This window comes from Chitinophaga sp., from assembly GCF_017745275.1.
In the GTDB taxonomy this organism is placed as follows: Bacteria; Bacteroidota; Bacteroidia; order Chitinophagales; family Chitinophagaceae; genus Chitinophaga.
Window position 1 is genome coordinate 248053 of record NZ_JAGHZS010000009.1, and the last position, 14242, is coordinate 262294.

The window sequence follows — 14242 nt, forward strand, 5'->3', positions numbered from 1 at the left end:
GTAGAATATTTTAAAAATCTGCAGTGATGCCAATGGTGAAAGTGCGGGGTAACGGTTGCGCATATCCGCTGCTGTAACCAAAGTAGTCTACCAGCGATGGATCGCCACCAGTATACGGCGACCAGGTAAATACATTGGACGCGGTTACATAAGCCTGCAGCTTGCGCAGGGCGGTGCCTTTCACAAAACCATATCCTGCCAGATCGTGTTTCAGCGTAAGCGCCTGCAGCTTCAGCCAGGAGGCTTTTTCATAAAACAATGTTTGCTCCGGCTGGTAAGGTTTTACCAGGCTCCAGGGATTGTAACGCGGATACTTATCTGCATTTGGAATCTGTTGCCAGAAGGTAACTTCTTTCACACCCGCCAGGCCTTCTGCGCCTTCGCGGTTGGCAAAGTCGAAACGATTCGCTACAGCACTGTTCAGCAGTTGGTTGCCCAGTGCATAAGAAAACGAAACATCCAGGGTCCATTTTTTATAACGAAGGGTGTTATTCCATCCACCACGCAGCGGCGGTGTGATATGTCCCTGCATCACGCGGTCTTTATCATCAATCACATAATCGCCGTTTACATCCTTCCAGCGCGGATCGCCGGCATGCAGCGTCAGGCCATTATAAGTAAGCGGTTTCCCTCTGTCGGATACCGGGATTTCATTATCATTTTTGTAGATGCCCTCATTTTGTAACAGCCAGAATTGATCTATCGGTTTACCCACTTCAAGATGACGTTGTCCATAGTTAATGCTGCTAAGGCCTTCCGGTAACTCCAGCAGTTTATTGCGGTTGTATGACATGATGATGCCGGTAGACCAATACAGGTCATCCGACAACCTGAAATTTCCCTGCAGCCCCAGCTCAATACCACTGTTGCGCACACCCATTCCATTCACTATTTTATTGGAAAACCCGTAGGTGGCATCTACCGGAACCGCTATCAGCAATCCTTTGCTGGTACGGGAATAAGCGGTTAATGAAGCATTGAAATGTTTAAAGGCAGTAGCGGTTACGCCTACACTGAGATGTTCATCATAAGGCGATTTTATACCACCACCCGTGTAGCCGTCGCCGTAAGGCATGCCTAACGTTGGCATAGAGGCATAGGTAGAAACTTTTCCGGCGCCGGTCCAGCCGATGCCTACGGTATAATAAGGTCCGTAACCATACATGTCTTCCGCCAGCATCCTGGCCGTACGACCCGCGCTAACATTGAGCTGCAGCGCATCAATAGCACCAGCGGTATGCAGCCAGTTTTCTTTCTTCATATCCCAACCCAGCGATACTACCGGTGAAATACTCCACCAGTAACCATTGCCGAAGAAAGAAGAACCATCGCTGCGTAAAGAAGCAGTGGCACTATATTTATCCAGCCATTTATAAGATGCATTGCCATAAAAAGATAAGGTGCGCTGCCGCTGGTAATCTTTATACGGATACGTTAATTCTTTGCCATGTGTGATCCAGAAAGAGCTGTCCGTGCTGACTTCGGGTATCTTGATAAAATCAGAAGGGCCGCGGTAAGCACGCATATAATCATATTTCAACTGGTCTTCCTCCAATGTTTGTCCTACCTGTAGGTGTAATTCCTTTCTATCGTAGGCGAGGAAGTTATTCCAGCGCAGCCGCCTGTTAACACCGGTAAAGAGCGAGTTATAACTATTGCCATCATTCACCGAGGCCGGCACAAACAGGTCGCGGTTATTATCGTTGTAATCAATAGATCCCTGTGTATGTATGCTCAGGGTACGCCACAACCGGTATTTTACATCAATAATCGCCTGGGCCGCATTCGCGAGGTTCCGGTCTACACTGCCATCCAGGAGTTGATAGTATTGTTGCAGATAGTATTTATTCGGTGATAACGGGTACTGTTGGTTGGTATAATATTCTTCTTCCGCGAGGCGATCGAGTATATTATTATTACGGTTACGCTTTGCGGTTAGTGCCTGCACATAAGTGTTGATAGTGAGTTGTTCAACAGGTATAATGCTCATATCATAAAACACATTATACCGGTGCAACGCGCTGTGATCGGCTACCCCATTCTCTGTACGTTCACCTACTCCGAAGCGGAAACTGGCGCGGTTAGTACCACCTGCGATGCTCAGTCCTACGCCATGCTGGAAGGCATTTCGATAGTAAATATCATCCCAGTTAGCGGGACCAAAATAAAGCGACCGCGTAGAGTCGGCGAGATAAGCCGGGAAATTTTTCCACTGGGCGGGTGTGGCATACTGGTTATAAAATGGCAGCAACAAATCGCGCTGGTAGCTGCCATTAGCGGTGTTGATGGCTGGTTTCACCGCCACGCCACCATACAGGTTTACACCAATATGATACTTGCCTGTTTCCGGATCCGTAGTAGTAATCACAATGGCGCCATTAGCGGCTTTACTGCCGTAAATCGCCACTGCTTCGGGACCTTTGAGTACGTGTACTTCCTGGATATTGTTCATATCCGGTAACGCATCTACTTCAATCCCGCTGCCGATGTCTGTAAAATCAGACGATTTAATACGCAGGGCATAGGGATTATTGCTGCTGATTAAAGGCACCCCGTTTACTACGTACATGGGACGGTTGCTGTACACATCTTTGTACTGCCCTATGGGTGTTGCCAGGCCACGGATAACGGGCAATGGCGCTACACCCGGTTCGCCGGAATTACGCATCACACTTACACCGGCAATCCTGCCCTCCAGCAGTTGCCCGGTGTACATATATGGTAATGCCCTGACGGTACGATAAGGCAGCGTATCTTTTCCCTGTGGAAAGAAGGCGGTATTCTTCCACACCGTACGCTTATACAAAGAATCAGCGGGTGTTTGCCGGGCGTTAACGGCCTGCGTCCGGAGCATTCCTGCCAGTAGTAGTAAGATACTGAGCCGGTTAAAAGGTAAAGGTGAAATCATCAGGCTACATAAAATTTATCCGGTATAAAAAAATGTAAATGCAATAACAGGCCAGGCAGGCCCCGCCAGGGCGGAGTCAGTCACTATCGCGTTATGTAAAATTCTAACTGTTTAAATATTGTTCACTGTCCGCTTGATTGATAAAAACCAGGTCGATATATAAGGGAGACAGATTTTTACAAATACCCCCAAAAGGGAATTAAAATATTTTTCGATGACCCGGAAAAAAAGGGGCACATTCGCCGCAAGGGGAGATCTTCGGCGGGTTTCCTCCGGAAAAAATGATGCAGATGACGCTATTGTTGTAATAACCACATCACGCCGTTAATATTATCGGCGCCGTTATATTGTCTTTGCAACGCTGCAGTAAGATGATCCAGGTTATCAATAGTTTCAGATGCGGGATAAATCCAGCGCCTGGGGATGAGACCATGATTTTGATTAGCAGGACCTATTGCAAAAGCCGGGATACCGGTTCTGCGTTGATTATAAAATGCTTCCCAGCCCGACTGCTGAAAGAAGGCCAGGTATTTCTGTTGCAGGATCTGTGTGAACCCGGCTGCATTATTGCCGGCATATTGTAGCAGCGGCTGCGCAAGGTACTGCTCTATGCTCACCGCAGGTATTTCATAATATTGCATATTGGCAGTAATACCAGCCCGATAATATGCGGCAGCATCTTTACCATTTACCCAACCCCGGTTAATGGCTTCTGCTATCGTAAAATTCACTTCCGGAAATCCCAGCAACACGGTAGGATGCCCCACCGGGGAAGAGAACCAGTAACGGTAATCAGGCAACGAAAAATATCCTTTGCTGGCAGAATCATTCAACGCTCCCTGCAACGTGCCGGTAGATGCGCCCCTGTAAGCGTCGAAGTTATGCACGGCCATACTGTCATTGCCATTGATCGCCGCCGGCATACCTACTACCAATAAACGCGGGTCCCGGAAAGTCTTTAACAGGTCTACGTAGGTAGCTCCCAGGGGATTACGTTTGGCGCTGGCTTCCGGTGTGAGCGAATAGGCGGGATAATAATTGCTCAACTCTGCCGTACTGTAAACAATTTCCAGGTTATCCGCATTACTTTCCGGCAAGGGCAATTGCAGGATGGCATTAAAATTTTCTTTTACTTTCAGTTCGGCATCACTGGCCTTATTACTCAAACTAATTAATACCCGCAGCCGGAAAGCATTCACTATTTTCTGCCACTGCTTCAGATTTCCTTTGAAGAAAAAATCACCCTCGATACGGTAATTCCCGCTGCTGTTCAGCTTTGCCAATGTATCCTGCGATTGCTGCAACAATTGTAAACACTGCAGGTATACATCGCGTTGCGCATCGTACACCGGCCGGTCTATTCCCTGTTCTGCCTTCATAGCCTCACTCATAGGAATATCACCTGTTTGCACCGTCATGTTGATATAAAACCAGGCCCGCATAAAATCGGCCAATGCATAGTAAGGACGCATAGCATCAGTTCCGTTACGCCGCGCTTCTTTCACGAGCTGATCTACATTCCTGAGCACATTGTAATAAAAGCTGGCGGCGCCAAAACTATAGCTCTGGTTACCGTAATAGCTATACGTAATACAATGGTATTGGGAACTACGTTGCGCGTCACCCCAGGGCTGCACAAACATCGATTGTGCAATACCGGAAAATATCACTCCCGGCTGGGCAATGGTTGCTTTATTGGGATTCTTACGGAGGTCTTCCATCTTCCCACAACCTGCCAGCAACAACAGTAATAACCAGGCGAAACGTTGCATAAGTCAGAATTTAATATTGAGATTAAAGCCAATACTCCTCATCGATGGTTCTTCCAATTCACTTTCTGAGCTATACGACCAGTGATCCATATCTATTTGTTTCAAGGGGGCAAAGTACACCAGGTTACGCATCACCACCGATACACTGGCGGCACTCAGTCCTTTTATCTTTTTTATAACGGCCGGGGCTAAACGATAAGTAAAAGTCATCCCCCGCAACTTGAAATACGTTTTACTCTGGTACCTGCGCTCATCGGCAGTTTCATAACTATTTGCCCAGTTTTGCTCCAGCACCGGCGTGGTATTCGGCGCAAATGTCCGGGTATCAGAAATCACTTTTCCATTAGCATCATACTTTACTTCCCCGCTCACCACTCTATCGCCAACGCCTATACGTGTACCTTTATAATTGGGATCATTGCGATGCAGCCAGTCCTGGTAACGGTATTCATTATCCGATTGCGGATGGGCACCCGACTGCCACATTTTATAATCCAGCAGGTTGAAAATTTTTCCTCCAAAGCTGCCATCAAATTCCAGGGTCAACGATATGTTTTTCCAGTTCAGCGTTTGGGTAGTTCCCATGATCCAGTCAGGGTTGGCATAGCCTCCAAATTTATACACCTGGTCATTGATGATGGGCGTACCGTCGCTGTGATACAGGATAGCGCCGGTAGCAGGATTTCTTTCAAAAGGATTAATAAACAATTGATCCACCCGTTCTCCCGGTTTTATGCGGATATAGTTGGCCAGCGAATCATATACCTTCCGGAGATAACTGATGTTGCTGCTCCAGTTTAACCCCATATTCCATGTGAGGTACCGGGTCTCCAGGGGCGTCGCCTCCAGTGTTAATTCCAGTCCCCTTCTTTCTGTCACCAGCCCGTTCACTTTCCGGTAACCATAGCCGGAGGTATTAGAGATAGATACATTAAAAATCTGGGGGCCGTCAATAGTTTTATAAGCCTGCGTTTTGAGCGACAAGCGGTTTTGCAGCAATCGTATATCCATTCCCAGCTCATACACAGTATGAAACTCGGGGCGGATATTTTTACTATACAGCACATTGTCGGCCGCATAATTGACGGAAGGGAAACCCTGCCAGGTAGTGCCTTTATCGTAGGTTTGTTCCAGGGAATAATTTTGTAAGATAGAAGATGTGAGCCCCTCTCCCAGCTTCGCTATGGAAGCCGATAGTTTCAGGAAAGTAATGGCTTTCGGAAATGGGATCACATCTGATAATACCGCACTTAAACTGGCCTGTGGATAAAAATAGGTATCACGTTCCAAGGGCATACTGGAGTTGCGGTCTACCCGACCGGATACATCGAGAAACAGGAAATTTTTATAGCTCAGGTCTGTCATAAAAAAAGCGCTGAGCATTCGCCGGGCCGCGCGGTAATTGGTAGCATTATCAATGGCCTTTACGGAATTCTGAAGATTGTAGATGCCCGGCAGTACCAGTCCACCTGAAGTATGTGCGCTGTTGCTCTCATAACGTATATTCTGCACATTGGCTCCCAACGTTGTTTTCCAGGCAAAGTTGGTATCCAGTCTGGCAGTATGATTCAGCAACAGCGAGTTATTCACCTGGCTATACCGGTTACCGGATTCGGCGTAGGCGCCCACCTGGTAAAAATCGGCGCCGTAATACAATCCCGAAACAGGGTAGTTGGTATGCTGGTTAGTAAAGTACCCGTTATAGGCCGTTTTCAGCTGCATATCCAGGTGATCGTTCAACCGATAGGACAAGGTAGTGTAACCGGTTAATACATCCTTATAAAAGGCCTTTTCATATTCATATGCATTGAACCAGGGATTATTATAGCGGGTATATTCCACCCATCGTTGTTGCGTGCCTTCTCTGCCCGGATACCAGTATTGCCGGAGATGGGGATCCCGGATATCAAAATTGCTGCCACCCCAGATGAGCAGTTCGTAAATCGGGCTTTCAGGTCCGTATGAAATCTGCGGATAGTTAGGCGCGTACTGTTTGTTGTACGACACCTGTGCTTCCACCCGGGCTTTTTTTCCCAGCATATATCCACCGGATAACATAGCAGTGGTGATACCCAGATGTGTGTTGGGAATACTGCCCCGCTGATTCATTTGGGTAACGGAGAGGCGGAAATCGCCTTCTCCATTGTTGCCGGTTACTGCGATGTTATTCGTAGCCAGGATGCCGGTACGAAGGAAGTGTTCCAGGTTATGTTCATTTTTAGATACCCATGGCAGCGGGACCAGTTGCCCGTTGGCATCGCGTGGACTATCCCACTGGGTGATCAGCTGACCTTCAAACCTGGGCCCCCAGAGGTTATAGTCGTAGTCGTAGGTACCACCACCTTTTCCATCTACGAAGGCGTATTTAAAATAGTCGCCGGGACCGTAACTATGCTGTGCATGGGGCATGGCTACAGCGCTACCCTGCAGTTCCGTAGTGGAGTTAATGGATACTTCAAAGCCCCGTCTGCCGCTACTACCTTTTTTTGTAGTGACCTGGATCACGCCACGTGCGCCTTCCTGTCCGTACAACGCAGCGGCAGCAGCGCTTTTGAGCACCACCATGGAAGCAATATCTTCTATGTTAATATCCCAGGAGTCAGAATTTACGGGTACCCCATCTACTACAATGAGGGGTTGTTTCCCCCGGAGATAGAGTTGCGGATCATTGTACAGGTAGCGGGAATTGCTGACGGCCAGGCCGGCTACTTTACCAAAGAGGGAGCTGTAGGCGTTGGCTTCACGGGCCTTCACCATTTCAGTGCCTTCAATTTTTATTTCCTGGAGGGCATAACCAACAGCGCGGGAATCTTTTCGTATGCCCATTGCCGTGATCATCACCTCGTGCAGGTCCTTAATACGTTCCGGTGCTGTATTTTGCCGGGAGGTGTCTGTTGCTGCAGCAGAAGGGGCCGCCGCAGCAATCACCACGAGCTTATTGTCGAGGATACGGTAGGTCAGCGAATCCCCGAGCAACCGGTGAAGGGCGGCAGCCAGCGTTACATGCCGTACTTTCAGGCTCACCGGCGCAACAGGCAGCAACCGGCTGTTATACAGAAAGTGGTATCCACTCTTTTCTTCCATGGCGGTCAGTACTTTTTCCATACGGACCTGTTTGAACGAAAAGCTGAATTTCTGCTGTCCCGTGGCATAGTTGGTTACCAGCATAGCTATGAGCATGCAAATCACTATAAGCGACTTCATATCTGAACGCGGTTGGGATAATTATCACCCTGCTTTCTTAATATATATTTCTGATCCTGATTGATAAAACGTAAATGGTGTTGCAATTTGCAGGGCTTTCAATGCCTCTGTTACATTCTCTTTCTGGAAGACGCCGTTGAATAACTCTTTTTCAAGGGAAGCGTCCTGTATATGAATATTCACATTGTACCAGCGTTCCATTTCTTTTGACAACGCGGCAAATGTTTTATTCTTAAATATAAGTTGGTTGTGTATCCAGGCGGTTTCATCACAGGAGTTGCCGTTAGCGAAAGCGGCTACCGTCATGGGTTGCTGTTGGAGGCTGTCTGGAGCAGTAGCCGACCAGGCCGTTACTTTTTGTCCGGGTACCAGTTGCAGGGGCTCCGGTTGCCTCGTAGTAGCTACGGCTACTTTACCAGACAGCAGTACCAGCTCCAGCTGCTGATCTTCCGTATAGGCTTTCACGTTAAAGGTGGTCCCCAATACCTGCACCGTCATATTGCCGGCATGTACAATAAATGGTTGTTGTTCCTGCTGACTTACCGTGAAGAAGGCTTCTCCCTGGAGAAATACTTCCCGTTTGCCATGTGCGAATCCGTCGCCGTAGCTCAAACGGCTGCTGCTGTTGAGCCAAACCGTGGTACCATCAGGTAGCTGCACACTGGAGCGGGCGCCCTTGCGCATTACGATGGTATTACTTTCGGGATGGGGAATATTATTTTTTATCGGAGATGGACGGAATATAAAAGTGGCGGCAATAACCACGGCAGCTAACACCGCGGCGGCGATCATCCAGCGGGGGAAAAAGCGGGTCACTTTACCGGTTGGGGGCAGGGTGTCGGCAGGCGTTGCCTCCGGTGCAGTTTCCGGTGCATTCATGGCAGCTTCCAGTGCGGCCCAGCTATTGCCGGCCCATTCCCCGCTGTTAGCGGGGGGCACTGATTGTGTTGCATTAACCACCTCCATCACAAAACCATCTTCAGGATGGTCTTTCAGCCATTGCTGCAGTTCCTGCAACTCGGCTTCTGTGGCCTCTCCTGAAATTTTCCTGGCTAATAATAAATCGATTCTTTCTTCCATTAATGTAGTTACTGTATCAAGGACACCGTTTTCGGCAAAAACCCCCAAAAGGATTTATAATTTGGACAATTGCCCCGCTTTCCGCTGTTCACCGGTGCAAAGATATATTTCCGCGCTGATTTTCCGGATGGCGATAGTGAGCTGATTCTCTACCGTTTTAATAGATAGGTTCAGTATTTCCGCTACTTCCCGGTATTTAAGTCCATCTTCTTTGATCATTTTAAAGATAACCTGGCATTTGGGCGGGAGACTGGCAACCGCGCCTTCAATACGTTTACGCAGTTCCGCGGTGATGAGCTGCTGTTCCGGATCCGTGGTAAACTCCAGCGATACTTCCGGTACCGTGTCAATATCCACATGTTGCCAATCTTTATTGCGGCTAAAATAACTGGAGATGCCATTGCGTACGCCTACATACAGATATACACGGAGATTCGCTATTTCATGAATACGCTGCCGCGAACGCCACAGGTTCATGAATACATCGTTCACCACTTCTTCCGCAATAAATTTGCTTTTTATGTACACAAATGCGAAGTCGAGCAGCTGTGGCGCATGTGCCAGGTAAAATTCCCGGAAAGCCACCTGGTCACCTTCGTACTGAATACGACGCAACAAATCATCCATAGCGATTGATAAAAATTCTGGTCTACACAATATAAGCATGCTCCGCCAACTTTTTACAATATTTTATTCGCCCCTCCCGGAAGCCATGCGGGCGCATATTACGTTATACTTGCCGCTTTTTCTTAATTTTAATGTTTTCTTATTTTTAATATTTCCTGCAACACCTAAACCCGGCGCGATATGAAAGAGAACAAATACGATGACCCGGCTTTCTTCGGCCGTTACAGCCAGATGGCCCGCTCCGTGGACGGATTAAATGCCGCGGGAGAATGGCAAACTTTCCGTGCTATGTTGCCCGCCCTGCGTGATACCAGCGTACTGGACCTGGGCTGTGGCTTCGGCTGGCATTGCCGCTATGCACGGGAACAACAGGCCGCCATTGTGGTAGGCGTAGATATTTCAGAGAAAATGCTGGAACGGGCCAGGCAAACAACACCCGATCCAGCTGTCACCTATATACAACAAGCCATAGAAGATATTGATTTTGCCGCAGGCTCCTTTGATGTGGTAATCAGTTCCCTTGCATTACATTACGTAGCCGCTTACGACGTTGTATGCCGCAAGGTGTTTAACTGCCTGCATTCCGGTGGCTCGTTTGTATTATCGGTAGAACACCCCGTGTTTACCTGCAATGCGGCGCAGGACTGGTACTACGATGATGCCGGCGCCCGCCTCCACTGGCCGGTGGATCACTACCAGGCAGAAGGTATGCGCCAAACCCGGTTCCTGGATACAGACGTGGTAAAGTATCACCGCACCGCAGCTACCTGGGTGAATACCCTCCTGGATGCAGGATTCCGCATCCGCCATCTCTCAGAGCCACAACCCACCCCGGAGATACTGGCGCAATATCCGGAGATGCGCGACGAAACCCGGCGCCCCATTTTCCTGATGATAGCAGCCGACAAACCATAAGAATCCCTTCTTCCTAAAAAAATAACCTGTTTAATACCAAATGGTATATTTTTATACCGGTAAAGTGCAGCGTATATGAACAAAGCAGCAAAAACAAAACAGTTTATTGTAGAGATGACAGCGCCCTTATTCAACGAAAAAGGATATACCGGCACTTCTCTGCACGACATGACCCATGCCACCGGGCTCACAAAAGGAAGCATTTACGGCAATTTCGCTAATAAAGACGAAGTAGCCCTGGCTGCTTTCGACTACAACCTGCAAAAAATTGGCGCCATTATCCGGCCGGAAATGGATAAAAAAAACAATAGCAGAGACAAGCTGATGGTATATGTACAGGTATATGACAACTTCCTCAAACACCCGTTTCCCGAAGGCGGCTGCCCTATTCTTAACACCGCTACCGAAGCCGATGATACGCATCCCCTCCTGAAACAAAAAGCAATAGATGCTCTCCGCCAATGGAAAAACAGCATCGTCACTATCATTGAAACAGGTATACAACAGGGCGAATTCAACAAACAGGTAAACGCAGAACAAACTGCCCTCACGCTCATCGCATTGATTGAAGGTTGCATCATGATTGCCAAATTAACAGGCAAAGCCAACTACCGGAAAGCCATCATGGGATCTGTGGAGAAAATCATCAGGGAACTGTAAGAGAGCAGAAAGCTGAAAGCATAAAGCATAAAGCTATTGTAGCGAAAGATCAAAGCGAATATATTATCCGCACTAATCACTTGCTACAATAGCTTTGTGCTTTCTGCTTTCGGCTTTCTGCTTTCAACAATGCTGCACAAATTCATTATCTTAGTACAAAAAAATGTATCGCCTCTTTTTTCTCCTCATCGGCCTGCTCATCCCCGCCCTCACCGTATCTGCCCAAACACCAACAGATGCTGTGAAAGCAGCGGTTACCCAAATGTTTACCGCCATGCGCAACGCCGACAGCACTGCACTCAAAGCCTGCTTTGCTCCTAACGCCCGGCTCCAGTCCGTGACCACCAAAAGTAAAGATGTACAAACCACCAGTGTAGAAGAGTTTGCCTCTATCATTGGTAAGCTACCTGCCAATGCTGCGGATGAACGCATCGAATTTGGGAATATCTCTATCGATGGTACCATCGCTTCCGTATGGACACCATATCGTTTCTATTTCAAAGAACAGTTCCACCATTGCGGCGCCAACTCCTTCCAAATGGTACAACTGGATGGTAAATGGAAAATTCAGTACATCCTGGACACCAGGCGTATGGACGATTGCGGTGCAGACAACGCAGCTAAATAATTGTACTTACCGATCTTTTCAAAAATCAACCATTCTCCCCTATTTGCTTTTCTGTTTTGTATCAACAGAATAATAGCCTACTTTTGCCCCGTTATGGTTTATTCCTGTCCACTCCGGCCATGAATAATTAAAAGGGAACCAGGTGTAAATCCCGGACAGTCCCGCTGCTGTAAGTCTCACATAATGCGAAGGCATCTCACTCAGTACCACTGTTGATCATTCAATGGGAAGGTCGCCCGAAGCAGAGACAAGTCAGAATACCTGCCATACCACTCATTTTTGAGCTTTCGTGGAATGAAGCTTAGGAATACCTGCAAGCTACAGGCAGTCCCTGTACAATGCGCTTTCCTAATTATTTTTTCTCCTGTCGAAGGCTGTTGATGGAACATTAACAGAGAAAAAATTTATGCAATTCACTGAACAAATAAGTTCACTGATAAGGGGATGTTTTTGCCTGATGGGATTCATCATCTGGCCATTCACTTTCATTACAGCGCAACAAACAGATACCACTACCACCCAACATCTGAAGGAGGTATCTGTTACTGCGCCCCGGTCAGGCAAAGAAATTAGTCCCGGGCAAAAGATGTCCGAAAAAGAACTCAGCAGGCTGGGTACACACTCCGTAGCAGATGCCATCCGCTTCTTCTCCGGCGTGCAAATCAAAGATTATGGCGGCATAGGAGGCCTGAAAACAGTGGATATCCGCAGCATGGGATCTAACCATACCGGCGTATTTTATGATGGCATAGAGCTGGGCAACGCCCAAAACGGGCAGGTAGACCTGGGCAAATTTTCACTGGATAACATGGAAGAAATTGCCTTGTATAACGGGCAAAAAAGTAACATCTTCCAACCGGCAAAAGACTTTGGCTCCGCAGGATCCATTTATTTAACATCTCTCAAACCCAAATTTGCACCCGGCGAAAAAAGCCATGCCAAAGCAACTATAAAAACAGGCTCCTTTGGCCTGTTCAATCCATCCGTCTTATGGCAGCAAAAAATCAGTGCACATACGGCGCTTTCCCTCAGCAGCGAATGGATTAACGCCACAGGCAGGTATAAGTATACCTACAAAAAATACGATGCCCAAAACGGCCTCGCATACGATACCAGCGACTATCGCAGGAACAGTGACATAAATGCCGTACGTGTGGAAGCCGGGCTCAACGGCACCATCAAAGGCGGCGAATGGAACACAAAAATATACTACTACGAATCCGCCAGGGGACTACCCGGATTTATTGTTAATAACGTATTTGGCCACATAGACCGCCTGTGGGACAGAAGCTTCTTCGTACAATCGTCCTTCCGCAAAGAAATTACTCCGCGTTACAGTATCCTGCTCAATGGGAAATACGCTTACGACTATACGCATTATAAAACACAGGACACCGCACAGTTTCCGGCCAACAACCACTACTACCAATACGAAATGTATTTCTCGCTGGCACAGCAGTATGCACTCACCAACTGGTGGACCTTGTCGCTTTCCAGTGATCTGCAATGGAATAAACTAAATGCCAACCTGCAACATTTCAGCTACCCTACCAGGTATACTACGCTCATCGCCGCCGCATCTGCCGTGAACTTCAAACGATTCAGCGCACAGGCCAGCCTGCTGGGAACGTTGGTGAATGAAACCGTGAAAGCCAACAGCGCAGCACCTTATCAACAGAAATTTACCCCCGCAGTATTCCTTTCCTGGCAGCCCTTTCCTACGCCCGATCTTAAAGTACGGTCTTTTTACAAACGCATCTTCCGTATGCCTACTTTCAATGATCTGTACTACACCGAAATCGGTAACCACCTGCTAAAACCGGAGTTTGCCACACAATATGATGCGGGCATTACCTGGAATAGAACGTTTACCGGCAAATGGCTGTCGGCCGCCGGCATAGAAATAGACGCCTACTACAATGAAGTCACTGATAAAATTGTAGCCGTACCCGGACAAAACCAGTTTATATGGACCATGATGAACCTGGGTAAGGTGAAAATTAAAGGGATAGATGCGAAGATCAATGGTAGCTGGCTTGTTAAACAACAGTTGCAGCTCAATGCCAAAGCCACTTACACCTTCCAGCAAGCACTGGATTACACCGATCCAAAACAGGGTTACTACGGGCAACAGATCGCTTATATTCCCCGTCACAGCGGTACCCTGCTGCTGGCCGCCGGCTATAAATCGTGGGAAGCCAATTACAGCTTTATCTACACCGGGGAAAGATACAACGGTAAAGACAACGCAGCAGATAACTACGTACCCGCCTGGTACACCAGTGATATTTCTTTTGGTAAACAATTTCAATACAAACGTATACACGTTCACGTTACTGCACAGGTCAACAACCTGGCAAACCAGTTCTACGAAATAGTACAGAGCTACCCCATGCCGGGCAGGAACTACCGCTTCATTATAGCTGTTAACATTTAATGAGAATGATC

The 14242-nt window shown here is 47.8% G+C and carries 9 protein-coding genes and 1 riboswitch; of the genes, 4 read left to right on the top strand and 5 right to left on the bottom strand.

Translation table 11 applies throughout. The features are described 5' to 3' along the window. Window positions 1-10: 10 nt before the first annotated feature. The 5 genes from J7623_RS26100 to J7623_RS26120 form a co-directional block, all read right to left on the bottom strand. Window positions 11-2908: a SusC/RagA family TonB-linked outer membrane protein gene (locus J7623_RS26100; protein ID WP_291926367.1), complete on the bottom strand. Its 2898-nt coding sequence runs from the start codon at window positions 2906-2908 to the stop codon at window positions 11-13. 296 nt (window positions 2909-3204) lie between these two features. Beyond that, the gene (locus J7623_RS26105) at window positions 3205-4680 is read right to left on the bottom strand and encodes a SusD/RagB family nutrient-binding outer membrane lipoprotein (RefSeq protein WP_291926370.1); all 1476 of its coding nucleotides are present in this window, start codon (window positions 4678-4680) and stop codon (window positions 3205-3207) included. A 3-nt stretch (window positions 4681-4683) separates the two neighbouring features. Then, window positions 4684-7884 (bottom strand): TonB-dependent receptor plug domain-containing protein, encoded by a 3201-nt coding sequence (locus J7623_RS26110; protein WP_291926374.1) that lies wholly within the window; start codon window positions 7882-7884, stop codon window positions 4684-4686. A 24-nt stretch (window positions 7885-7908) separates the two neighbouring features. Further along, on the bottom strand, window positions 7909-8964 hold the full coding sequence (locus J7623_RS26115) for a FecR domain-containing protein (protein WP_291926378.1): 1056 nt from the start codon (window positions 8962-8964) through the stop codon (window positions 7909-7911). 54 nt (window positions 8965-9018) lie between these two features. Further along, on the bottom strand, window positions 9019-9591 hold the full coding sequence (locus tag J7623_RS26120; RefSeq protein ID WP_291926381.1) for an RNA polymerase sigma-70 factor: 573 nt from the start codon (window positions 9589-9591) through the stop codon (window positions 9019-9021). Window positions 9592-9771: 180 nt separating this feature from the next. Here J7623_RS26120 and J7623_RS26125 point away from each other — a divergent pair, with 180 nt between their 5' ends. The 4 genes from J7623_RS26125 (at window position 9772) to J7623_RS26140 (ending at window position 14231) form a co-directional block, all read left to right on the top strand. Further along, a complete protein-coding gene (locus J7623_RS26125; protein WP_291926384.1) occupies window positions 9772-10506 on the top strand; it encodes a bifunctional 2-polyprenyl-6-hydroxyphenol methylase/3-demethylubiquinol 3-O-methyltransferase UbiG in 735 nt (244 codons plus the stop codon). A 75-nt stretch (window positions 10507-10581) separates the two neighbouring features. Further along, window positions 10582-11166: a TetR/AcrR family transcriptional regulator gene (locus tag J7623_RS26130; RefSeq protein ID WP_291926387.1), complete on the top strand. Its 585-nt coding sequence runs from the start codon at window positions 10582-10584 to the stop codon at window positions 11164-11166. A 163-nt stretch (window positions 11167-11329) separates the two neighbouring features. Beyond that, entirely contained in the window at window positions 11330-11794 is a 465-nt protein-coding gene (locus tag J7623_RS26135) for a nuclear transport factor 2 family protein (protein WP_291926389.1), read from the top strand. A 77-nt stretch (window positions 11795-11871) separates the two neighbouring features. After that, window positions 11872-12078, top strand: a riboswitch (cobalamin riboswitch). A 122-nt stretch (window positions 12079-12200) separates the two neighbouring features. Next, the gene (locus J7623_RS26140) at window positions 12201-14231 is read left to right on the top strand and encodes a TonB-dependent receptor (RefSeq protein WP_291926392.1); all 2031 of its coding nucleotides are present in this window, start codon (window positions 12201-12203) and stop codon (window positions 14229-14231) included. Window positions 14232-14242 lie beyond the last annotated feature (11 nt).

What these genes read in the sequence shown, in the direction of transcription:
- J7623_RS26100 (WP_291926367.1), bottom strand. Translation starts at nt 2,908, where the DNA reads ATGATTTCACCTTTACCTTTTAACCGGCTCAGTATCTTACTACTACTG.
- J7623_RS26105 (WP_291926370.1), bottom strand. Translation starts at nt 4,680, where the DNA reads ATGCAACGTTTCGCCTGGTTATTACTGTTGTTGCTGGCAGGTTGTGGG.
- J7623_RS26110 (WP_291926374.1), bottom strand. Translation starts at nt 7,884, where the DNA reads ATGAAGTCGCTTATAGTGATTTGCATGCTCATAGCTATGCTGGTAACC.
- J7623_RS26115 (WP_291926378.1), bottom strand. Translation starts at nt 8,964, where the DNA reads ATGGAAGAAAGAATCGATTTATTATTAGCCAGGAAAATTTCAGGAGAG.
- J7623_RS26120 (WP_291926381.1), bottom strand. Translation starts at nt 9,591, where the DNA reads ATGGATGATTTGTTGCGTCGTATTCAGTACGAAGGTGACCAGGTGGCT.
- J7623_RS26125 (WP_291926384.1), top strand. Translation starts at nt 9,772, where the DNA reads ATGAAAGAGAACAAATACGATGACCCGGCTTTCTTCGGCCGTTACAGC.
- J7623_RS26130 (WP_291926387.1), top strand. Translation starts at nt 10,582, where the DNA reads ATGAACAAAGCAGCAAAAACAAAACAGTTTATTGTAGAGATGACAGCG.
- J7623_RS26135 (WP_291926389.1), top strand. Translation starts at nt 11,330, where the DNA reads ATGTATCGCCTCTTTTTTCTCCTCATCGGCCTGCTCATCCCCGCCCTC.
- J7623_RS26140 (WP_291926392.1), top strand. Translation starts at nt 12,201, where the DNA reads ATGCAATTCACTGAACAAATAAGTTCACTGATAAGGGGATGTTTTTGC.